The sequence below is a fragment of the Paenibacillus sp. FSL H8-0457 genome, from assembly GCF_038051935.1.
Classification (GTDB): domain Bacteria; phylum Bacillota; class Bacilli; order Paenibacillales; family Paenibacillaceae; genus Paenibacillus_AQ; species Paenibacillus_AQ lautus_A.
In genome coordinates, this window is sequence record NZ_CP150293.1 from 362,052 (window position 1) to 383,404 (window position 21,353).

Consider the following 21,353-nt stretch of genomic DNA (forward strand, 5'->3'; position numbering starts at 1 on the left):
TGAGGTATAATAAGTTTATTGGGATTTTGACCTGAGATTCACATATTGCAGAGGGTTATTATTTTGATTAGGAACCTTGTGCAATATGTGAATTTTTTGTTTTTTAACCAAAAATGAGAAAATCATATAAATTTAGGAGGTGTTTCTATGCAAACAGGAACAGTGAAATGGTTTAACGCAGAAAAAGGCTTTGGTTTCATCGAGGTTGAAGGCGGCGAAGACGTATTCGTACACTTCAGTGCAATCGCAGGTGACGGCTTCAAGTCGCTTGACGAAGGACAGCGCGTTGAATTTAACGTAGTCCAAGGCAACCGCGGACAGCAAGCCGAGAACGTTGTAAAACTGTAGACTCGTGAAAGGATCCCCAAACGTATCGTTTGGGGATTTTTTTATAAGATATCAGAAAGTATAAATTTCGGAGGATCTGCTGCCTGATATCGCAAGAAAAACTACCGCTAAACGCGGTCCGTCTTCTTTTAGAGTACGTCGATTGACGTATTTCTTATAAAGGGTAGGCTTGCTAGTTTAAAGCACGAAAGTATTAAAAAATGTAGCTGAGGGGGAAATGCATTGTCTTATTCTTGGAATAAACCACTGGAAAATCTGCCGGAAGAGATGACCGCGATCTGGTCTTGTACGAAGGAAGGGTGTAACGGTTGGATTCGAGACAATTTCTCGTTCAAGGATGTTCCCGTTTGTTCACAGTGCGCCTCGTCCATGGTCAGCAGCAATAAAATCCTGCCGATTCTCGTTTCGTCGGATCAGCAAATCAAGCTTTACCGCAAGAATCAGCGCAAGGACGCGAAGTCGTAGGGCGGTTCTCACGGTCCCATAAACATTCTGCCCTCGTTCGTTGCGTACAAGAAAGGTTGAGATTTCATGCAGGCATTCGAAGATTGGAATCTAAAGGTGAAAAAAACGTTTAATGCTACAAGTAACAAGGAGGTATTAACCGTTTCTGAGGCAGGTCATTTGTTAGGTCTGTCCAAAGATCAAATGAAGATCTATGTCGATCAGAATAAGCTGACTAAGGTTCCGATCATGCGAAGTGTGCATCGATACCTTTTGTTGAAAAGTGAAATCGATCGAATTATGGAAAAGCAATAAAACAGAGCAGTATTGTGCTTATACAGAGACAGAGCCTCAAGCTCTTCGATCAGTATCGCCTTCCATATGAATATATAAGAGAAGAGGGTGCCCTAAGGGCGCTCCTTTTTTTCATGCTCCCAGTCGATCGGTGGAACTTTTAAACGAATCACATTAAAGGTCAAAAAAGGTCAAATTTAAAGATTCAAACAATTCTCTTAATCAAACCGCCCGATAACGAGCTGTTTTGGCGCAAATTCCTGCATCATCGGTTTTGGCATTTAAACGTTCCGGGCATATAATAAAAGCGTAAGGTCAAATAAGGTCAAAGAAAGGGGAATTCATGATGTTTGAATTGATGCCATTCGGCAAGCGCAGAGAGGATGCCTTCGGACAACTGATGAAGTCATTTCATGATGCCTTTAACGACGCTTTTCCTGATGATGTATTCGCGCCGTTCAAGGGTTCGATGATGTCGTTTAAGACGGACGTCAAGGAGACGGAGCACGCTTATCTGGTTGAGGCGGAGCTGCCCGGTTTTCGAAAAGACGACATCGAAATCAGCTACGCTGACCCTTACTTAACGATCAAAGCCGTGCGCAAGGAAGATCAGAGCGTGGAGGATACGAACCAGCACATCGTCCGCAAGGAGCGCCGTTACGGCGAGTATGTGCGCAGATTTTACGTTCAGAACATAGCCGAGGACCAAATCGACGCTTCCCTGAAGGATGGAGTCCTTAAGCTTGAAATACCAAAAAAGCCTGAACCTGGTAAGAAACGCATCCAGATCCGGGATGATGTCTAATATATATGCCCTCCGATCCATAAGGTCGGGGGTATTTTTTTGTGCTTTCTTAGTCATAAATTTACATATATGCCAATGAATTTCGGCAAATGAAACCTATCTGGAGTATATAGGGTATTATAAGTTAAATGTAAACTTTTCGAGGGGGACGCACATGATGGGAATCTTATCGAGGTTTAAGGATATTATGAGGGTGAATGTGAATTCGTTATTGGAACGGACGGAAGATCCGGAGAAAACGATCGATACCTATATGCGGAGTTTGAACGGCGATCTGGGTAAGGTGAAAGCGGAGACCGCTTCCGTGCTCTCGGATGAGCGGAGAGCGAAGCGGGCACTGGATGAGTGCAGCGCCGAAATCCAGAAACTGCAGCGATATGCGGAGAAGGCCGTGGAAGCGGGAAATGAAGGCGATGCCCTGAAGTTCCTGGAGCGAAAAGCAGCGCATGCCGAGAAGCTAAGCGACCTGCAGGCAGCTCACGAATCGGCTTCCGCAAACGCCGTCAGGATGAAGCAATTGCAGGATAAGCTGGGGTCGGATATGAGTCAGCTGGAAGCTCGCTATGCCGAGTTGAAAGGGAAGATGGCCGCTGCGAAAACCCAGCAGGAGCTGAATGCCGGCCGATCCTCCTTGGGCGGTGCCAACGCGGCATTCCATACCATGGAGGAGAAAGCGAGCCGCGCTTTGGATGAAGCGGAGGCCCTGGCTGAGCTGCGCGCAGGAGCGAAGGAAGATGACCTGGACGATTTGATCGCGGAGTTGGAGAAGAACATGGGCAAGGACGGAGCTGCCCCGACTTCACCTCCTAATGCCGAGGATGAACTGGAAGCGATCAAAGAAAAGCTGAACAAGAAGGAGTAACCATTTCATTGTTATCGAGGTGAGCAAATGCCGGTAATTGAATACAAATGTCCGAACTGCGGCAGCGGCATGGTTTTTGACGGCGATACGGGAATGTTGTCTTGCCCCAGCTGCGGAAGAAAAGACAATATCGAGGAAATCCCCGACCCGCTGAAGAAGCAGGTGTTCGCGGAAGACGAGGTAAAGGAGTACCATTGCAACAGCTGCGGAGCCGTGATCGTGACCGAGCCGGAGACCAGTGCCACGACCTGCAGCTTCTGCGGATCGGCCGTCGTGCTCAGCGACCGGTTGAGCGGCGAGCTGGCACCGGTGAAGGTCATCCCTTTTTCGATTACGAAGGAAGAGGCGATGAAGGCGTTCAAGAAATGGTGCCGGAACGGCCTTTTGACGCCAAGCGGATTTATGACAGCGGACCGGATCAAGGGCATCACCGGGATCTACGTCCCCTTCTGGCTGTATGAGCTGCATAATCGGGTTGAGGTTCATGGCCAAGGCACCAAGGTGAGAACTTACACGCAAGGAGATTACCAGTACACGGAGACCGAGCATTTCGACATCTACCGGAAGATTCGCTTGAATTACGTGAAGGTGCCGATCGATGCTTCGGAGAAAATGAACGATGAGCTGATGGATAAGCTGGAGCCATTTCCCTATCAGCAGCTGAAGGAATTCAAGACGCCGTATCTCGCCGGGTACATAGCGGAAAAATACAGCCATGACGACGAACAGCTTCTTCCGCGCGCTAAGGAAAAGATCAGCTCCTTCATTGATTCGTATATTTCGTCGGCGGTCTCAGGATATACGACCGTGAGTTATACCAACAAACGGATCGATACCACCAAGAAACAGGCGGATTACGTCCTTCTTCCGGTATGGATGGTGCACTATGACTACAACAAATCGGAGTATACGTTTGCGATGAACGGACAGACGGGCAAGGTAGTCGGCAAGCCGCCGATCAGCAAAGCGAAGGTGGCCGGGTGGTTCGCGGGCATTTCGGGCGTCTCCTTGTTATCCTTGAAGCTGATCTCCTGGGCGATGGGGGGAGGGTTCCTGTGAGAAGACGATATGCGTTATGGGCGGTCTTATTTTTACTAACGGTTAATTTGATAGCGCCCTCCGGGATCGTCAAAGCCGCGGATGATAAGCCTTTGATCTTTGATGAAGCGAATCTGCTTAGTCCGGAAGAACGGAATGAGCTGAATGCGATGGCGAATGAGTACGGCGCCGAACGCGAGACGGATTTTATGATACTTACCGTTAACAGTGTCCCGAATGATGATTATGAGTTATGGACCGAAAACTTTTACGATGAGTATGCCCCCGGATATGATAAGCCGCACGGGAATACCGCTATTTTAACCATTGTAATGAGTGCTCGTGACGGTTCTCGTAACGTGCATTTGGAAGGTTATTATAAGGCTGAGAAGTATCTCGATTCCGGGAGACTGACCAAAATACGCAGCAAGATTACTCCGGACTTGTCGAGCGGCAATTACAAGCAGGCTTTTGAAAAATACATCAAAACCGCTCATCGGTACATGGGCTTTGAGCCGGACGTGAACCCGGATAATATTGTATTTAATCTCTGGTTTCAGCTGGGAGCTGCCGCTGCCATCGGCGCGATCGCCGTGGGCATCATGGCTTACCGCTCCGGCGGGCGGGTCACGGTTAACAGCCGGACCTATGAGGATGCCAGCACATCGGGGATCTTGAATCAGCAGGACCGATATATCAGAACAACCGTGACAAAGCGGAAAATAGAGCGCAACACGAGCAGCGGCTCGGGTGGCGGAGGCGGAGGCGGCGTCACCGGCGGCGGCCATTCGCACAGCAGCAGCAGCGGGAAATTTTAATGGGAAGGGATGGAGCATCAATGGGATTTTTCAAGAACCAATTCTCCAACGTAGTGGAATGGGAAGAGTTTAGAGATGACATGATTTTCTGGAAATGGCGCAATCGGGAGATCAAAAAAGGAAGCAAGCTGGTCATTCGCTCCGGTCAGGATGCGATATTCATCAATAACGGCAAAATCGAAGGGATTTTCGAGGATGAAGGCGTATATAACATAGACTCAGACATCATTCCGTTCCTTTCTACCCTAAAGGGTTTTAAATTCGGCTTTAACAGCGGTATGCGCGTGGAAGTGCTGTTCGTTAACACCAAGGAATTCACCGTCCGATGGGGGACGCAGAACCCGGTCCTGATCCCGACGCCGCAGCTGCCGGGCGGCATGCCGATCCGTGCCAACGGCACGTTTAATTTTAAAGTGAACGATTACGTAACGCTGATCGACAGGATTGCCGGGATCAAAGAGAGCTACCTTGTGGAGGACGTGAAAATCCGGATCAGTTCGGTTCTCGATCAATTGTTGATGAAGTGGATCAGCCGCGAAGGCAAGGACATGTTCAATCTGCAGGCGAACGCTTCCGACATCGCCAGAGGGATTCGGGAAGACCTCGACATGGAAGTGATGGACAACGGGATGACGATCACCGGCTTCCAGGTGATGAGCTTCAATTATCCGAAGGAGATTCAGGATATGATCACGAAGACGGCCTCCCATGAAATGATCGGCAATCTGCAAAAGTACCAGCAGGTCAGCATGACGGACGGGATCGCGTCCGGCAAGGTGAAAGGCGGCGGTGCGGCTTCGGATATGGCAGGCATGATGATGGGGATGAACATGGCCAATGAAATGATGAAAAATATGAATCAGAACCAGGGCCAAAACAATCAAAATCAAAGCCAGCAGTCTCCGGCCGCGAAGGAGCAATCCGCCCCAGCAGCCTCGTCCTCTTCCGAAGGAAACAAGAAGCCCAATTTCTGCCCGAACTGCGGCGCGAAGAACGAAGGGGCGAACTTCTGTCCAAATTGTGGTCATAAGCTGGGTTGAATGAAAGCCAACAGCACGAATAAACGCACAACCTTGGGATGGACATAAGGTTTTGATGTCACGGTTAAAACGATGCGAACTGCGTTATTTCTTCTATTAAAAGTCAATTTAACTCACGACCCCCTCACTCATAAAGTGAGGGGGCTTTTTTGCTATGAACGCCGTAGCTGAGTTATGTATCTACCTTTCCGCAGGAAGTGGCTCACAACTGGAATGAAGAACAGCCTCCGAGGGCAGGAAGGAAGGTGCCGCAGCGCGAATCCGGAGAAATAGAACTTGACGGACAAATGAGAACTAGGCAAATGGAAAAGGGGTACATTATGATAGGACATATCGGTCATAAGAGAACTCCGAAAGACGAAGGGGGACAGGGGGATACTATGTTCAGATCGACATCCTGGCGCATATTTGTGATTAGCGGCATCTTTTTTGCAATGACCATCATACCGTTCTCGTTGTTTCTGGCCAACCGGTTTTCTCATTTCGCATACTCGCAGATGGGAACGTTTAATCAGGACCGCATCGACGAAATGGCGGAGCGGGTCGAGTACATCCTGGCCAAGCTGAAATGGTACAGCCTGACCATGTACGAGGATCATTCCGTGCAAAACTGGATGTATGCTTCAGCCGACAACCTGCTTCAAAATGCCAGCACGATGGGGGTGTTATCTAAATATTTATCTCACGAGCCTTATATTGAAACCGCTTACTTATTCAGCATCCGCAAACGTGAGGTGATCGACGCCAAAGCTGGATTAGTTTCGTTCGAGGAATTTGCCGATCAGGCGATGCTGCAGCGAATCGAGCGCACTCCCGGGAATTTCCTCCGCTATTTTGATCACCGGATAGGAAACCAATCGTATTTGGCGCTTCAGCTTCCTTCGACACCTGTGCAGAAAAGCCGGGACGGGTATCTTGTCGTCCTGTTTGACAAGAAGGAGCTGCAGAAGCATTTGATCTCAGGCGACGAGAGAGCTGATACACTGCTCTCGATCGTGGATGATCGAGGAAGATTGATTCTGGGCGAAGGGGATGGTCGGCTCGAGGAGACCATCGATAACATCCAGACAGGGCAGAAGCGGGGATCATTCGAGATGAACAGCGCCAGAGGAAAAGCATTCGTCAACTATGCGCGGATGGGATCGCCGGAGTGGACCATTATATCCGTCACTGAAATGAAGCAATTCCGCGAAAAGGCCGGGGCGTTCAAAACCGTCATCATCGTCTGCTCGCTCCTGCTGCTCGCGGCGCTGCTTCTGGTCGCCTATTGGAATTCGCGCCGTTTCGTCGGGCCATTTCGCCGGCTGGCGGATCAACTTCAGCGGAAGCTGGGCGTAAAGGGGGAGAACGATTACGGCGTCATCGAGCAGGGCGTCGTTATGCTTCGCGATCATTATCCGCTGATCAAGACCGAATATTTGCGGCAATGGCTGCTGCAGGGCAGGCTGAGCGACGGCGCCAGAGCGGCGATTGTCCGCGAATCGTGCCTGCTTGACTATGAGTGGCTTCGGTTGGCTGTTATCAAGATCGATTCCTATTACGAGATATCCGAGCGGTATGATTTCTTCTCTCGCAAGCTGCTCAAGTATGCAATCGGCAATATCGCAGAGGAGCTGCTTGGCACATCAGAACGGCCGATCGAGGTGGTCGATTTTGGGACCGACCATCTGGTCGTGCTGGTTGGCACGGCCAGTTCCCTCCCTGATCCCGAGTTGACCCAAGAGCTCAAGGAGCTTAGCCGTCAAGTCAGCCGTTACGTAAAGCTGGACGTGACGATCGCCGAAAGCGAAGCGCGGCGCGTACATGACGATTTACGCAAAGTATACGACGACATGAACGAACTGACATTATTCAAGTTTGTCAGCGGTGATGACAAAATCTACGTCGAACAAGACTTTGAACGGTATGCGGATTTACAGGCGCCGATCGACTCCGCCGTGCATGAAAGCTTGATCCAGACGATTCGCACCGGCAAAGAAGAGAAGGTGCTGGCCATGCTGGACGAGGTGTTCACGCGCCTGCAGACGATGAAATATACCGAGTGCCAATTCCAACTGAAGCTGCTTCTGTTTGCGATCGTCAAGTCGTTCAGCAAAGTGATGTCTATCCAGAGTGTTGAAGGGATTGAGCGCCATTTGAGGCAGTTCGCCACGCTTACCGAGGTTCGCGAATGGCTGAAGGAAGAGACCGGGCGGATGATCCGGCAGCTTAGCGACCAAAAGGGATTCAATCGCAAGGAAAAGCTGATTGGGGAAATCATCGAGTACGTCCGCTACCATACCCATGACCCGATGCTGTCGGTAGACGATATCGCTGACCATATCGCTTTGTCGGCCAAATACGTCCGGCAGCTGTTTCACGAACATTATGGCATGCCTCTATCGAATTTCATTTTGAACGAGCGGCTCGGGAAGGTTAAGGAGCTGCTGGAGCAGACCAGCATGCAGATCACCGAAATTGCAGAGCAGTCCGGTTTTCAGACGAAAAGCCACTTTTTCACCGCATTTAAAAAAGCGACCGGCATGACGCCGAGCCAATACCGCGACAGCAAGGCGGACGAGCGGATGGAGCGGACGCGGCAGATAGCCGGGAACTCTGCGAATTAGAAAGGTCAGCGGGCGATTGAGAACTCGCCAGACCAATAACAATCGGCCGAACGCTCGCGAATCGGCCGCGCGAGAACCGAATCTGGCCAATGAGAACTAGGCAAGCCGCAACCGTGAATGCTACGATGGCTCCGTTCGAATCCTGCAAGCCGCACAAGAAAGGAGGGGCGCTCTTTGGAGCGACGTAGAAGGTTCGGCGGGTCGTTTGTGCGCGAGCTGTCGCGGAACCGGTATTTGTACTTACTGGCGCTGCCCGGCATTGCGTTTCTGGCCGTATTTGCGTATATGCCCATGGCCGGGCATCTGCTCGCCTTCCAGAATTACCGGCTATCCGATGGAATATGGGGGAGCGAATGGGTCGGATTTAAAAACTTCGAGTTTTTCTTCAATGGGAAAGACTGGCTGCGGGTGACGCTGAATACCGTTTTCCTGAATGCACTGTTTCTCGTAACCGGACTCGGCAGCGCGGTCGTGCTGGCTATCTTTCTGAACGAAATCCGTAACAGGCTGTTCAAGCGAATCACGCAATCGTTTATTTTTTTACCGTATTTCATTTCTTGGCTTGTCGTCAGCATGATGACGTTGACGCTATTCAGCACATCCGAGGGGCTCATTAACCGCGCGCTTGCCGCACTTGGCAACGAAGGAGTGGACTGGTATTTGACGCCTGGCGTATGGCCGTATATCTTAACCGTCATTAGCGCCTGGAAGATCGCCGGCTATAATTCCATTATTTTTTTGGCCGTCATTACGGGCATCTCCTCGGAATACTACGAGAGCGCCCGAATAGAAGGCGCGAGCCGGATGCAGCAGATGCTCTACATAACGCTGCCGTTGATGCGGCCGACCGTGATGATATTGGCGCTGCTTGGCATTGGCCGTATTTTCTACGGCGATTTCGGCATGATTTACGCGATCATCGGAGATAACGGCATACTCTTTCCAACGACAGATGTCATCGATACGTATGCGTTTCGTGCGCTGAGGCAGCTGGGGAACTTCAGCATGTCCGCTGCCGTTGTCGTGTACCAGTCCTCCATGGGGCTTGTCACGATTCTGATCTTCAATGCGATCGCGCGCAAGGTGGACGCGGATTCAAGACTATTCTAAAAGGAAGGTTGGGCGAGTTGGCATGAGGCCGGATTCGGGCTTCCGATCGCTGTTGTTCCCGAATCGTTATGATCGTATAAGCTCGTTAAGCGGATACGATTCGGGAACAAAGGCGACCACTTGCGTTTCTCCAGCTCCGAACCGGCCCTTTGCTTCAGTCCCAACCAGTTAAGGTGTGATCGAAGTGAGAGAACGGTTGTTTCTTGTTTTGATGTACGCGGTGCTGGGCGCTTTTGCGCTGTTTTGCTTCATTCCGTTCTGGATTGTGTTCATCAACTCGTTCGCCGATGAATCGCTTCTGCAGACGGCGGGATACCAGTTGCTGCCGAGCAAATTCAGCCTCCATGCGTACAAATTTCTGCTTTCCGGCAAGCAGGTGTTTCTAAGCTACGGCATTACGATGATCGTGACGATCGCCGGCACGGCGCTGGGCGTACTCTTGACAGCTGCCTATGCGTACACGCTGAGCCACCGGAAAGTGAAGTACCGCCATATTTTATCGTTTCTAACCTTCCTGACGATGCTGTTCGGTGCAGGACTTGTCGGCTTTTACATGCTGATCGCCAACTGGCTGCAGCTGAAAGACTCGGTGTGGGCGCTCATTTTGCCCTATCTGCTTAATCCGTTCTATGCCTTCATTCTTGTCTCATACTACCGGACGCTGCCGTATGAATTGAATGAAGCTGCGACTGTGGACGGCGCCAATGATCTCTATATTTTCTTTCGCATCATCTGGCCGATTTCGCTGCCTGTTATCGCCACGGTGAGCCTGTTTTACGCGCTGCAATATTGGAACGACTGGTACTTGTCATTGCTGTTTATCGACAATCACAAAATGCTGCCGCTGCAGATGATGATCCGCCAGCTTATGTCCAATTTGAATGTTATGGCTTATGTGAGCGGGAGCCAGACGCAGTACAACGTCGTCGTGCCGACCTATGGCATGCAGCTGGCGATCGTCTGCGTTACCATCGGCCCGATCGTGTTCGTCTATCCCTTCATCCAGCGCTTCTTTATAAAAGGTTTGACGCTTGGTTCGGTAAAAGGGTAGAGCCGCAAACGTGAAGGCGTTTGGCCGGTTCGAGCTTTCCATCGCTGCTGTTTATGAACCGGCTCATCCGCCTATTTTCTCTATTATTGATTCAGGGGGAAGGAACCATGAAAAGATTATTGTCCATCGCGCTTGTGTTATTGATTGCGCTCATCGCGATTGCGGGTTGTTCGGGCAAGAACGAAGGGGAAGGGAAGACGCCCGGACCGTCGGGTCAAACCGGAGACAGCGCCAGCGATGACGCCAAACTTGAAGAGGTGACGCTGAAAATCATGATTCCCGGCGATCGGCCGTCGGATATGGATTTGGTCATCGCCGAAGCAGAAAAGCGGATGAAGGATACGATCAACGTCAAACTCGACGTCGTCTTCGTACCCTGGTCCGATCTGGCGCAAAAGACACAGGTAACGCTTGCTTCCGGCGAAAACATCGATCTCATCTTCGATGCGCCATGGCTGCACATCAATCAGATGATTGCAAACGGATTCTATGAACCGCTGGATGACCTGTTGGCCAAGTACGGCCAAACGGTGCTGGAGAAACGGCCGCAGCAAATGTGGGACTACAACAAATACGGCGGCAAAATTATGGCCGTTCCGCTCGGCGTCAGCTACATGTCCGGCAATTCGTACATGGTGCGCAAAGACATTCGCGAGAAGCTGGGCGTACCGCCGATCAAGACATATGAAGAATTGATCGCTTTCGCTTACAAGGTAAAGGAGCAAGAGAAAGGCATTATCCCGATGAGCGCAGGCTCCGCCACTTATTCATTTGTCGCTCACCATGCGCTGAACGATTACGAAACCCATGTCAGACCGACCCACGCCCTGGGCAACAGCCTGATGCTCTACTACAAGAACAATGACGGCAAAGTTTACAATTTGCTGGAGGATCGGGAGCCGATCGGAACGTGGCTGGCGAACACGCACAAGTGGTTTAAAGACGGACTGATCTTCAAGGACATTTTGACGACAAAAGATTTTCACCAGCCAATATCGGCAGGCAAAGTAGCAATCGTCACAAACGGCGCGTTCGGCATCGGCGATTCCCTCAAGAACACGTTCAAGAACAACGTACCGGGAGGCGAGCTGGAAACGGTCACCTTCTTTAACCCGGAAAAAGGCGCGAATTTGACCAATTTTAAACAGTGGAATTTCCTCGCTGTTCCGAAGGTGAGCAAGAACAAGGAGCGGGCGATTATGTTCCTGAACTGGGCGAATGAGAAGGAAAACTACGACCTGCTCTCTTATGGAATCGAAGGAAAGCACTGGGAAGCGGTAGGAGAAGACAAAATGAAAAACCTGGATACATCCGGCTACTCCGCATTCGGCTATGTCTGGCTATGGAATCCGGTCGATGAGCGCAGTGTTGTAGGCGGTGATCCGCAGAATGATGAAATGGATGCCGTGCTTCGCGATGCCGACATGTTCACCACCGACATTTTGGCCGGCTTCGAATTCGACAGTACCCCGGTGCAAAACGAGGTCAGCCAGTACAATACAGTCGACGGGCAATACTACACGGCGTTGTTTAACGGGGTTATTGATCCGGAGGACACATTGAAGAAATTCGAAGCGGAAGCCGGCCCCGCCCTCCACAAGATTCAGCAGGAGCTGCAAAAGCAAATTGACGAGTTCCTGGCGGCGAAGGCGGAATAAAACAGAATCACTTGAACAAGGATAACCGAAGTTTGCTTATCCACTGCCTATCCACGCCTCAGATCGCTTGAAGTGCGGAGTGTTTGGCTGCGCAGTATTACTGCCGTTGCCCACCTGGAAACTTCGTGCCGCGGCACTGGATGCGGCGGTGACGGCTTCCTCTTCCGGAGGAAGCCGATCTTATACACTTTGCTGCTTGCTTATGCGGAATACGCGAAAGGGGGGATTAAAATCTAGCGTTCACCCGGAACAGAAATAAGGGTTTAAAGTTTTTGATATTTCTGTACTCGAGAATAAAGAAAAGGAGCTGGCCTTGATGAATTTGAATAAAAAATGGTTATCCGGATTAATGGCAGCCGTATTACTACTGACTCCGCTCTCTGCGGTTCAGGCGAAATCGCTTGTTCCGGATGTGACTGTCCTGCAGGCGGCAGGTGCAGACCAGATGGAAGCAGGGAATGATTCGGGTAATCTACAGGTCGATCTGGATCAACTGACGGATGCTGGTGAACCGACAGCGGAACAGGCACCACAAGCAAAAGGCGATCAAGCGGTAGTATCTTGGGCTGTGCAGGAGACGCAATTCCGCAATCTCGCGGCCGGCCTTCCGTATGAATGGTCTGAAGCTCCGGAAGCTTCGCATCCCGATGACGGATACAAGCTTACGGACGGAAAATACGGCGCATTGGATATGAACGACCCGGCATGGGTAGGACATCTGCGCGGAAAGGCTCGCGAAGTCGTGTTCGATCTCGGTGAGGAAAAGTCAATTGGAAAGATCACGGCTAATTTCTTTCAAGATTTTCCTACGAATTCGATTCTCGTGCCGCTGTCGGTATCGATGTATGTCTCCGACGATAAGGAAAATTGGGGGCTGCTTTCCCATAACGCTACGCAGCTTCTGTGGGGAGAAGGACCGCCCAGACAGGAGACCTTTGAATGGGATGGCAGCCGGGATGGAATCAAAGGCGGGAATACGGATGGCAAGCTGGCTTATGCCCGTTATGTGAAGGTGACCTTTTTTATGCATCCTACACAGTGGGAATACATTGACGAAATCGAAATTATGGGTATGGACGGCAAGGTTGACGGTTCGGTAAAGGTTCCTGCCGAGCAGCCTCATTTCTTGGAGCCGGGGGAAGCTACGGCCGGGATCCGGAATCTGAATCTGCTGTATAACGGACAATACGCGAATGGTTTGGGCGATTGGAAGAAGGAACGGATTATCCCTAATATCAGTTATGTAAATAAAGACGGCGAGCCGGTCGATTGGCTTTATGACGGCGTTCTGTATCTCGGGATTGCTTCGCCTGCCGGTCGCGATTTCGGTCAGGGACAAACGAACCTGGACGATTGGAAATGGTATTTGGATAAAACATTTGCAGCCACGGGCGATATGCAGCAGTTGAATGAGGCTGCCAAGGAAGTTGGGGCCAAGCTGAAACAGCCCGATCATCAAGTCAAGGTTGTGTTAATGATTCCGAATCCAGGGGAATCCTTAACCAATTTTGGCGACATTGACGGTAGCGGCTCCTTAAATTTCAACGACTCCGTCGTAGGCAAAGAAAAAGCGTCTGAAAACAGAGGAAAAGCGGTGCAGTGGTGGCTGGACCAGACCCGGCAAAGATGGCAGGCTGCCAACTACTCGAATCTTGAGCTTGTCGGCATGTACTGGATGCCGGAACAAATCGACATATCCGAATCGGGACCGGACATAGCTCGCATGGTGTCGGATAAAGTGCACGCCATGAACATGAAGGTTTTCTGGATTCCACACTCATATGCTTACAAAATGTTTATGTGGAAAGACGTAGGGTTCGATGCCGCGGCGCTTCAGCCTAACTATTTCTTTGGCGGAATGGATTCCGACCGTCTGGACGATGCTACGGATACTGCAAAGCGATACGGAATGGGGAACGAAGTTGAATTTGATGACGGAATGCTGACAGATCCCGTACTTCGTCAGCGTTTTGTCGAATACTTAGACAGCGGCGTCAGATCCGGTCTGATGCAAAATGGCTTCAGAGCTCACTATCAAGGCAATAATGCAGTATACAACTTAGGGGTAAGCAAGGATCCAAGTTTGCGTTTAATGTATGACTGGCTGTACCAGTATTTGAACGGAACGTACGCCATCGATAGCAGCCCGGCGCCGGAGACGATGGCGGAGGTTGTGCAGCGTTATGTCGCATCGAACGAAATCAAGCCGGCTTTTGGTAATGATTTGACGTATCGATTGCAGACCATCAAGCTTCTTTTGGACGATAACAAGCCGAAGGAAGCCGTGACGTATATGCAGGATTTTCTCGCGCACATTCACGACCCGGCCGTCCAAGCGCAAGGGTTGATTTCGGTCCCGGCCGCAACGGTGCTTGATTCCTACGCCCAAGTTCTCATTCATACCTGGTCTGACGGAGGGGGACTCAGCAATCTGGTTCTTGGCCAAAGCTATACAATTTCACAGCAGCCTAACAGCAACTATCCCGATTCCGGGAACGAACTTACGGACGGCCGATTCGGCGGGACGGATTACCGCACCGAGCAGTGGCAGGCCCATGCGGGAAGCGACTACCCTGACGAACGAAGCCGCACCATCACATTTGATTTGGGCGGCAACAAATCGATCGGGGCGATTAGAGCCCATTTTCTTCAGGATAAAGGACCCGGCATCTATTTTCCTCCGAACGTTACTTTTTCCGTTTCATCTGACGGCCAATCCTGGAGCACGCTGGCAACCGTTTCTCCGCCACCGGCACAGGATGCTGCCTCGGCCGAGTTCGTGGGTTGGAGCGGGATAACAGACGGTGTGCCGGGGGAAGCGGGAGCCGATAAAGTGTCTGCCCGCTACGTTAAAGTGGAATTCCCGGTCAACGTCTGGGTCTTCCTTGATGAAATCGAAGTTCTTGGCATTGACGGCCATGCGGGGGGTGGCACTGCAATCGACGGCGCAAGAGCCCTGGTGGATGCCGCTGCGAAGAAATTGACGATCGACGGTCTGGTCGTGAACGGCAGTCAGTCCCAAGTGAATTTGAAAATACTCGATTCGAAAGGGAAAGTTCGGTACGAAGGCCAGACGACCAGTACGGAAACGGGAAGTTTCCAATTCACGATCAAGCTTACCGGCAATTTAAAGGGAACCTGCGATGCCTATCTCTCTATGGAAGGAATGTCGGCTCCCGTTAAGATTTCATTCGAGTACAATAAAAAGGACTGATGAGTTATTCCAGCACGAGCTCAAATTCCGATGGCATGCGGCCTGATTTCCATGATGTTGATTTAGGATGAGGGCATTCCGTGATAAATTCTGTCGCGGCATAATGCATGATAATTAATTTATGTTTCGTAAAAAAGCCATGGATGCAGCGTGATTTCCACGCTGTGACCTATGGCTTTTACTTTCGAATCGGTCTTGATGACCGTATGATAAATATCTGATGCATCCCGATGTTTATGAACACGTCTCATATAATGAAGTAATTGCGGGCTATCTAAAAAATTCATACTGCGAAAGTTAAGATTAATGTAAACGCATACTTATTCATGGTATAATGCATCTAATAGATGAAGCTAACCACTTAAGTGGTTTGTGTTTGAATGGTTTCGAAACTGCCTGGGGGTGTTGCGAGGATGAAAAGGTACAGCGTGTGGCGTCCAGTCATGCTGATTGCGGTGGCGCTGCTTACGAATAACTTGGTCACGAGTTTGGCGGGCGTGTTTGGCATGTCGCCGGAGTCGGCGAGCAATCTGGGTTTTATCGCGATGATTATTGCCGCATTCATTACATATAACCGCATGATGAAAATCCGTCGCAAGTGAATAATCATTCACAGCCATTCATCGAATGAACAGCATGTCTATAAGCACCTTGGCCAAGGTGCTTTATTTTCGTAATGCGCATTTATTTTTTTCCAAATTGAAGGGTCTGAACCCTTGCCCACGCTTCGTATCACACCGCCTGTAACCCCCGTGTTATCTATAAAAACTGTTAAATCAACGATACGAAAATTACGTCTTCCTATCTCTACTAGAATTGGAATAAAACATGTCTTAAACGTTTCACCGCGGCACAGATGCAGTTTGACAGATTCACCCAAATTTATGTTGAAAAGGGTCACTTTTATTAATATATTGTAAATAGCGCGAATCTAGTATTCGGGCATATATACCTAGGAGGGTTATCCTTAATGAAAAAAGGGGTCATATCTTTAATCAGTTTGGCGTTATCTGTCACAATGCTGGCGGGTTGCGGCGACAAACCAGCGTCAGAGCCAAGCGGCGGCGCAGGCGGCGACGCACCTAAGGCAAAATTCAAGGTAGGGATGGTTACAGACGCTGGAACGATCGATGACAAGTCGTTTAACCAAGGCACATACGAAGGTATCGTGAAGGCGAACGAGGACTTCAAAATGGAGTATAAATACCTGAAGCCGGCCGGAACCACAGAAGCCGACTATTCGAAAGAGATCGGTAACCTGTACGATGCCGGATTTAAATTTATCGTAACGCCAGGCTTCAAATTCGAAACAGCCGTGTTCAAAGCACAGGACAAGTATAAAGACGCTAAATTCGTAATTATTGACGGAACGCCTCAATCTGGAGAAGAAGGCGCAACACCGGTCGTTAAAGAAAATACCGTATCCATCTTCTTCGCTGAGCAAGAGTCCGGCTTCCTGGCTGGCGTAGCGACTGCCCTTCATGTGAAGGATGGACAAGCAGGCTTTATCGGCGGCATGGAAATTCCGCCTGTACAGAAGTTCAACTGGGGCTTCCAGCAGGGTGTAGCTTATGCTAACGAGAATCTCGGCACGAAACTAGTAATTAATAAAGAAAACGTGGTGTACCAAGGATCTTTTGACGACGTTGCGGCAGGCAGCCAATTGGCGGCTCAAATGTATGACCGCGGCGTAAACGTGATCTTCGCTGCTGCAGGCGGCGTTGGCGTCGGTGCGATTAACGAAGCGAAGACTCGCGTGCAGAACGGATCCGAAGTTTGGATCGTCGGCGTCGACGTTGACCAATACCAAGACGGCGTTTACGAAGGCGACAAGTCCGTTGTTCTGACTTCCGCTGTCAAGAAAATCGACCATGCGGCTTACGATATGATCAAAGCCGAAACCGAAGGCAAATTCCCGGGCGGACAAACGCTTACGCTGGATGCCACAAATGATGGCGTCGGACTTCCTGAGAATAACCCGAACTTGAGCGAGGACGTTCTGAAGCAAGTAGACGAAGTGTTTGGCAAGATCAAAGCCGGCGAAATTAAAGTAGCCGCAGAGCAAGGCGAATTGATTAAGTAATTCAAGACACCAAGTTATCTACGGAGCGTGGATAGGCTTACTTGAAAAGCAGCGATACCGCATGAAAAAAGACGGATTCCTTCCGTCTTTTTTTAAGGTATTAGAATTTATAGTTGTTTCAGTGAAGCGTAAGCAATTCTGTAATCGCATCTATATGTTTTGGGGCCCCTGCAAAGTATTTGGAACAAGCATCGAAGCATAGGCTCCACTTTGTGGGGCTATTTTAGGTAACAGACCGTATCACCGGCGCAAGCGATTGCATCCTGAAATTGAATGTAGAATGATCTCTATGGAACTGCGTTCTGGCTGTTTGGAAGTGAGTCGATCCGCGTTTTTTTAGCGGTTAATGATGAACAGGAAGATATCCAACAAAAAAGAAGGAGAGGACCCAAAACCATGGACTATGTTGTCGAGATGGTGGGCATCCGCAAGGAATTTCCGGGAATCGTGGCCAACGACGATATCACGATTCAACTGAAGAAGGGCGAAATTCATGCGCTGCTCGGCGAGAACGGCGCGGGCAAGTCGACCCTGATGAGCATCCTGTTTGGCATGTACCAGCCTGACCGTGGCGTGATCAAAGTCAACGGCAAGGACGTGCGGATTTCGAATCCGAACGTCGCGAATAAACTCGGAATCGGGATGGTGCATCAGCATTTTAAATTGGTCGAGCCGTTTACCGTGACCGAGAATATTATTCTCGGCAGCGAGACGCGCAAGTATTATTTTGGTTTAGACGTGAGATCCGCAGCCAAGCGGGTCGAGGAGCTGTCCAAACGATACGGGCTCAACGTAGACCCCTATGCCAAAATCGAGGATATCTCGGTCGGGATGCAGCAGCGCGTGGAAATTCTCAAAATGCTGTACCGCGATGCGGAAGTGCTCATATTTGACGAGCCCACGGCGGTGCTGACCCCTCAGGAAATCGAAGATCTGCAGGGCATTATGAAGAACCTGGTCAACGAAGGCAAATCGATCATTCTGATCACGCATAAATTGAAAGAAATTAAAGCGGTTGCGGACCGCTGTACCGTCATCCGCCGGGGGAAAACGATCGGTACCGTTGACGTGGCCGATACGAGCCGCGAAGCGATGGCCGAAATGATGGTAGGCCGCAGCGTTTCCTTTAAAGTGGACAAACAGGAGAGCCGTCCGGGCAAGACCGTTCTTCAGATCCAGTCGCTTACCGTGAAGAACAGTAAAAAAGTCGATGCGCTCAAAGGCTTCAGTCTGGATCTGCATGCCGGCGAGATCGTGGGCATTGCCGGCGTGGACGGCAACGGTCAAACGGAACTGGTGGAAGCCATTACCGGCTTGCGTCAAGCGGAGAGCGGGACGGTGATCCTGAATGGTAAGACGCTTAATGGACTTTCCGTCCGTCAGCGGAACGAGAGCGGAATCGGCCACATTCCGGAGGACCGCCAGAAGAGGGGCCTCGTGCTGGATTACACGATTGAAGAGAATCTGATCCTTGAGGTGTATAACCGCCCACCGTATTCCAAGAACGGGCTGCTGCAGCCGGCAGCGATCCGCAAGCATGCGGAGCATATCATTCAGAGTTTTGATGTACGTTCCGGAACGGGCGGCCGGTCGATCGTGCGTTCGATGTCCGGCGGTAACCAGCAAAAGGCAATCATCGGCCGCGAGGTAGAGCGCGATCCGGATCTGCTTATTGCCGTTCAGCCGACCCGGGGCCTTGACGTAGGCTCGATTGAATATATTCACCGTCGTCTGATCGAACAGCGGGACAAGGGGAAAGCCGTTCTGCTGGTTTCCCTGGAGCTTGATGAAGTGCTGAATCTGTCGGACCGCATTGCCGTTATCAATAACGGTGAACTGGTAGGTATCGTAAAAACCTCCGAAACGAACGAAAGAGAACTCGGACTGATGATGGCCGGGTATCAAAAAGAGGAGGCACCACATGAATAACAGCGTAAAATCGTTGCTTGCCGTCCTGTTCGGACTCATCGCGGGGGCACTGCTTATGGCGCTGACCGGGCATAATCCGATAGAAGGATATAAGTATCTCCTCCAAGGCGGGCTTAAAAATCCGGAGCGGATCGGAAATACGCTGGCGACGGCGACTCCGCTTATTTTGACCGGTTTGTCCGTGGCTTTTGCCTTCCGTACCGGGCTGTTCAATATCGGTGCTGCGGGCCAAATGCTGTTCGGTGGTTTCTGTGCAACGGCTGTCGGCCTTTCGCTGGATTTACCGCGGGCTCTGCTCCTTTTGGTCATGGTGCTGGTCGGTTTCATCGGCGGCGCACTATGGGCGGTGGTTCCCGGTTTCCTGAAGGCAAAATATAACGTGCATGAGGTCGTATCCACGATCATGATGAACTGGACGGCCTACTGGACCGTTTATTATGTCATTCCGGGTTACTTCAAAGGGGCGAGCCTGGAGACGGAATCGCGCCAGCTTCCGCCGGAAGCCATGCTGCATCAGCAGTGGCTCACCGATATGTTCCAAGGTTCTTATGTCAATCTGGGCTTTTTTATCGCGGTGATCGCCGTTCTGGTCGTCGCTTTCCTTATTAACAAAACAACGCTCGGATACGAATTGAAAGCGGTCGGATTCAACCGGCACGCTTCCGAATATGCGGGGATCGCTGTTAAACGCAGCATCGTGCTGTCCATGTTCATCTCCGGTGGGCTCGCGGGCCTCGCGGGTGTTGCACAGTATGCGGGGAATGCCTCCAGCATGCAGATCGGCATTCTGCCGAGCCAGGGATTTGACGGGATTGCCGTAGCCCTGCTTGGAATCAACGCACCTATCGGTGTTTTGGTGTCGGCCCTGTTCTTCGGGATTCTCTACTCGGGTAGAGGGTTTATGAATGCCATGACGGAGATTCCGCCGGAAATCGCCGATTCGATTATCGCCATCATTATCTATTTTGCGGCAACCAGCATCTTGATCGAGCGTCTGTACCGTAAATTCAAGCTGCGTCGCGCGGCAAATAAAAAGCAGGGGGAGTAAGGACATATGTGGACAACGATTGAACAGATTTTTCCGTATGCCATCGCTTACACGATCCCGCTTTTGATTACCGCCCTGGGCGCACTGTTCAGTGAACGAAGCGGGGTCGTCAATATCGGCCTTGACGGCTTGATGATTGTCGGTTCTTTCATCGGCGCTTTTGTCATATTCAAAATGCAGGCCCAATGGCCCGGCCATTGGTGGGTATTATGGGTAGGCCTATTGGCGGCGGCGGCAGCGAGCGCGCTATTCTCGCTATTGCATGCGTTTGCCAGCATCAACCTCAGTGCCAATCAGATCATAAGCGGTACGGCGATCAATATGATCGCGGGCGCCCTGACGATTTTTCTTGCCCGCAACATTACGGGCAGCGGCAAGATCAGCATCACCAGCGGATTCAAACCGTTTGATTTCCCGGGTCTCTCCAAGATTCCGATTATCGGGGATTTATTCTTCACGAAAACCTATGCCACGACATGGCTGGTTCTGATTTTGCTTTTGGTCAGTGCATTTGTGCTGTACAGGACACCTTTCGGTCTGCGGCTCCGGTCCTGCGGCGAGCATCCGCACGCGGCCGAAGCAGCCGGTATTAAGGTACAGTCCATGCGGTATGTCGGCGTCATGATCTCGGGTGCTTTTTCAGGACTCGGTGGGGCTGTCATTCTGTTGACATATTCCGGCGAATTTACGGGGAACGTTGCGGGACTCGGGTTCCTGGCTCTGGCATCCTTGATCTTCGGACAATGGAAGCCGCTCGGCATCCTGCTGGCGACCTTGTTCTTCGGATTTGCCACGACGGTAGCCAACGTATCGCAGGTCATTCCGTCCTTGGCGGTGATCCCGCCGGTCATTCTCAAGATTTTCCCTTATATCGTCACGCTGATCGCGCTCGTGATTTTCTCCAAATCCTCGAATGCGCCGAAAGCGGTAGGGGAGCCGTTCGATTCAGGTAAACGGTAACGAATTGCGCAAGTCGATGTAAGACAAATAGAACCTCTGATATGC

Annotated in this window: 18 protein-coding genes; all 18 read left to right on the forward strand. The window is 50.8% G+C overall.

Going from position 1 to position 21,353, the window contains the following annotated elements; all coding sequences use genetic code 11:
* Positions 1–147 precede the first annotated feature (147 nt).
* Positions 148–348 (forward strand): cold-shock protein, encoded by a 201-nt coding sequence (locus tag MHI43_RS01670; protein ID WP_012818544.1) that lies wholly within the window; start codon positions 148–150, stop codon positions 346–348.
* A 222-nt stretch (positions 349–570) separates the two neighbouring features.
* Positions 571–813 (forward strand): cold-shock protein, encoded by a 243-nt coding sequence (locus MHI43_RS01675; protein ID WP_012818545.1) that lies wholly within the window; start codon positions 571–573, stop codon positions 811–813.
* Between the two features lie 66 nt (positions 814–879).
* Positions 880–1,107, forward strand: a complete 228-nt coding sequence (locus MHI43_RS01680) for a helix-turn-helix domain-containing protein (RefSeq protein WP_012818546.1) — start codon at positions 880–882, stop codon at positions 1,105–1,107.
* A gap of 325 nt (positions 1,108–1,432) precedes the next feature.
* On the forward strand, positions 1,433–1,891 hold the full coding sequence (locus tag MHI43_RS01685) for an Hsp20/alpha crystallin family protein (RefSeq protein WP_036664830.1): 459 nt from the start codon (positions 1,433–1,435) through the stop codon (positions 1,889–1,891).
* A 157-nt stretch (positions 1,892–2,048) separates the two neighbouring features.
* The gene (locus MHI43_RS01690; RefSeq protein WP_187293020.1) at positions 2,049–2,753 is read left to right on the forward strand and encodes a PspA/IM30 family protein; all 705 of its coding nucleotides are present in this window, start codon (positions 2,049–2,051) and stop codon (positions 2,751–2,753) included.
* Positions 2,754–2,780: 27 nt separating this feature from the next.
* Positions 2,781–3,812, forward strand: coding sequence for a TFIIB-type zinc ribbon-containing protein (locus MHI43_RS01695; RefSeq protein ID WP_009593950.1), 1,032 nt, complete (start codon positions 2,781–2,783; stop codon positions 3,810–3,812).
* Positions 3,809–4,609 carry a TPM domain-containing protein gene (locus MHI43_RS01700; RefSeq protein ID WP_036664829.1) on the forward strand — a complete coding sequence of 267 codons (801 nt, stop codon included), beginning with the start codon at positions 3,809–3,811 and terminating at the stop codon, positions 4,607–4,609. Before MHI43_RS01695 ends, MHI43_RS01700 begins: the two co-directional genes overlap by 4 nt.
* Positions 4,610–4,629: 20 nt before the next feature.
* Entirely contained in the window at positions 4,630–5,649 is a 1,020-nt protein-coding gene (locus tag MHI43_RS01705) for an SPFH domain-containing protein (RefSeq protein WP_036664827.1), read from the forward strand.
* Positions 5,650–6,029: 380 nt separating this feature from the next.
* Positions 6,030–8,255 carry an AraC family transcriptional regulator gene (locus tag MHI43_RS01710; RefSeq protein ID WP_036664826.1) on the forward strand — a complete coding sequence of 742 codons (2,226 nt, stop codon included), beginning with the start codon at positions 6,030–6,032 and terminating at the stop codon, positions 8,253–8,255.
* Between the two features lie 174 nt (positions 8,256–8,429).
* Positions 8,430–9,365 (forward strand): ABC transporter permease subunit, encoded by a 936-nt coding sequence (locus tag MHI43_RS01715; protein ID WP_036664824.1) that lies wholly within the window; start codon positions 8,430–8,432, stop codon positions 9,363–9,365.
* Between the two features lie 184 nt (positions 9,366–9,549).
* Entirely contained in the window at positions 9,550–10,416 is an 867-nt protein-coding gene (locus MHI43_RS01720; RefSeq protein ID WP_012818553.1) for a carbohydrate ABC transporter permease, read from the forward strand.
* A 107-nt stretch (positions 10,417–10,523) separates the two neighbouring features.
* Entirely contained in the window at positions 10,524–12,074 is a 1,551-nt protein-coding gene (locus MHI43_RS01725; protein WP_012818554.1) for an extracellular solute-binding protein, read from the forward strand.
* Between the two features lie 316 nt (positions 12,075–12,390).
* Entirely contained in the window at positions 12,391–15,288 is a 2,898-nt protein-coding gene (locus MHI43_RS01730) for a DUF4855 domain-containing protein (protein WP_012818555.1), read from the forward strand.
* 413 nt (positions 15,289–15,701) lie between these two features.
* Entirely contained in the window at positions 15,702–15,890 is a 189-nt protein-coding gene (locus MHI43_RS01735) for a hypothetical protein (RefSeq protein ID WP_012818556.1), read from the forward strand.
* 368 nt (positions 15,891–16,258) lie between these two features.
* Positions 16,259–17,371, forward strand: coding sequence for a BMP family ABC transporter substrate-binding protein (locus MHI43_RS01740; RefSeq protein ID WP_012818557.1), 1,113 nt, complete (start codon positions 16,259–16,261; stop codon positions 17,369–17,371).
* A 396-nt stretch (positions 17,372–17,767) separates the two neighbouring features.
* Positions 17,768–19,300, forward strand: a complete 1,533-nt coding sequence (locus MHI43_RS01745) for an ABC transporter ATP-binding protein (protein WP_012818558.1) — start codon at positions 17,768–17,770, stop codon at positions 19,298–19,300.
* The gene (locus tag MHI43_RS01750; protein ID WP_012818559.1) at positions 19,293–20,348 is read left to right on the forward strand and encodes an ABC transporter permease; all 1,056 of its coding nucleotides are present in this window, start codon (positions 19,293–19,295) and stop codon (positions 20,346–20,348) included. The genes MHI43_RS01745 and MHI43_RS01750 overlap by 8 nt, the downstream gene beginning before the upstream one ends.
* Before the next feature lie 6 nt (positions 20,349–20,354).
* Positions 20,355–21,308, forward strand: coding sequence for an ABC transporter permease (locus MHI43_RS01755; protein ID WP_012818560.1), 954 nt, complete (start codon positions 20,355–20,357; stop codon positions 21,306–21,308).
* The last annotated feature ends 45 nt before the right edge of the window (positions 21,309–21,353 follow it).

Excerpts from the sequence above, each read along its gene's own strand:
- MHI43_RS01670 (WP_012818544.1), top strand. The coding sequence starts at position 148 with ATGCAAACAGGAACAGTGAAATGGTTTAACGCAGAAAAAGGCTTTGGT.
- MHI43_RS01730 (WP_012818555.1), top strand. The coding sequence starts at position 12,391 with ATGAATTTGAATAAAAAATGGTTATCCGGATTAATGGCAGCCGTATTA.
- MHI43_RS01695 (WP_009593950.1), top strand. The coding sequence starts at position 2,781 with ATGCCGGTAATTGAATACAAATGTCCGAACTGCGGCAGCGGCATGGTT.
- MHI43_RS01750 (WP_012818559.1), top strand. The coding sequence starts at position 19,293 with ATGAATAACAGCGTAAAATCGTTGCTTGCCGTCCTGTTCGGACTCATC.
- MHI43_RS01690 (WP_187293020.1), top strand. The coding sequence starts at position 2,049 with ATGGGAATCTTATCGAGGTTTAAGGATATTATGAGGGTGAATGTGAAT.
- MHI43_RS01710 (WP_036664826.1), top strand. The coding sequence starts at position 6,030 with ATGTTCAGATCGACATCCTGGCGCATATTTGTGATTAGCGGCATCTTT.
- MHI43_RS01680 (WP_012818546.1), top strand. The coding sequence starts at position 880 with ATGCAGGCATTCGAAGATTGGAATCTAAAGGTGAAAAAAACGTTTAAT.
- MHI43_RS01745 (WP_012818558.1), top strand. The coding sequence starts at position 17,768 with ATGGACTATGTTGTCGAGATGGTGGGCATCCGCAAGGAATTTCCGGGA.
- MHI43_RS01755 (WP_012818560.1), top strand. The coding sequence starts at position 20,355 with ATGTGGACAACGATTGAACAGATTTTTCCGTATGCCATCGCTTACACG.
- MHI43_RS01735 (WP_012818556.1), top strand. The coding sequence starts at position 15,702 with ATGAAAAGGTACAGCGTGTGGCGTCCAGTCATGCTGATTGCGGTGGCG.
- MHI43_RS01705 (WP_036664827.1), top strand. The coding sequence starts at position 4,630 with ATGGGATTTTTCAAGAACCAATTCTCCAACGTAGTGGAATGGGAAGAG.
- MHI43_RS01740 (WP_012818557.1), top strand. The coding sequence starts at position 16,259 with ATGAAAAAAGGGGTCATATCTTTAATCAGTTTGGCGTTATCTGTCACA.
- MHI43_RS01685 (WP_036664830.1), top strand. The coding sequence starts at position 1,433 with ATGTTTGAATTGATGCCATTCGGCAAGCGCAGAGAGGATGCCTTCGGA.
- MHI43_RS01725 (WP_012818554.1), top strand. The coding sequence starts at position 10,524 with ATGAAAAGATTATTGTCCATCGCGCTTGTGTTATTGATTGCGCTCATC.